Source organism: Pseudogemmobacter bohemicus (genome assembly GCF_003290025.1).
Classification (GTDB): Bacteria; Pseudomonadota; Alphaproteobacteria; order Rhodobacterales; family Rhodobacteraceae; genus Pseudogemmobacter; species Pseudogemmobacter bohemicus.
Window position 1 is genome coordinate 1126863 of record NZ_QNHG01000001.1, and the last position, 1144, is coordinate 1128006.

At 51.6% G+C, this 1144-nt stretch carries 1 protein-coding gene; it reads left to right on the forward strand.

Annotation, left to right across the window (positions count from 1 at the left end; genetic code table 11):
• Positions 1 to 1109: rolling circle replication-associated protein (locus DRF71_RS27230; RefSeq protein ID WP_232831311.1), on the forward strand; the 1109-nt coding region annotated here is incomplete at its 5' end.
• Positions 1110 to 1144: the final 35 nt, after the last annotated feature.

A 1144-nucleotide genomic window follows, 5' to 3' on the forward strand; every position in this document is an offset into this window, starting at 1 on the left:
GTGACACGCCAAGAATGGGTCCGAAAATGTGCATAACTCCCAATCATATCTGGGTTCAACGCGGGCCTAAGTGGGAACAACAACCTGCTGCATGCCGCCAATGCTGGCGCTGCAAGCAAAATCGCGTAAATGACTATGTAGCTCGGGCATTAGCGGAGGCGTCGGTATCGATAGCCTCCTGCACTCTCAACCTTACCTATGCCACTCGTGATGATCTCGCGGATAAGGTACTTCATCCGCGCCACTTTCAGCTTTTTATGAAACTGCTTCGTCGTGCGGGTCACAAAGTTAGGTATCTCGTCGCGGGCGAGTATGGCGAAAAAAAAGGCAGGGCGCATTTTCATGTGCTTCTGTTTTTTTCTGATATTGTCTCTCGAGGGCAATCCGCCTTCTATAATCCTGATCATATCGCTGATCCGGATTCTTCCGCCCCCTTCTCTCGCGAGATACCGCAAGAGCGAATGGTTCACATTCGCGAATGGCCGCACGGCCATATTACCTGCGATTGGAGCGCAAGCGAAAAATCCGCCAGGTATGTCTGCAAGTATCTTCTCAAGAAGGCAGACCAGAAACACAATTCGTGGTTCTCATTGAGCAAGAAACCGGCGTTAGGCGCTGATTGGTTTGCTCGCAAAGCTGAAATGCATTCCGATCTCGGGGCATTGCCTCATAGCTTTGAATATTTGCCCCCGGGCGGCACACGGGGCCGCAAGTACCTTATGACCGGGGCAACACGGCGTGATTTTCTGAACGCCGTTACAATAGATCATAGACGCCGCGAAAGTATGTCTGAATGGGTTCAGAAATCTTTCGACAAGTATGATCGTCAAAGGATACATGATGCGTTTGAAGCTGCCTCTTTGGCGGCTGCGCTGAATGGGTCCGTCTTTCTTAATCCTGTCGATGATCCAGAGCCTGTCGAAAGCTATTTTGACGCGGATTACGTCCGCTGGTGGCTTCACCATAGGCCAACTGTTGATCACCCGTTTGATTGGCAGTATCTTCATTCCGAATGGAAGCCGCCAATTCGGAGGATTAATCATGGCGCGTTCGACAAGAAGGGACGTCTCTCGTTCCGTCCGTCCGGCTGCGATTTCGCAGACGAATGAGCGGCAAAATGTTGGCCGCTCTGTCATCGGGACGG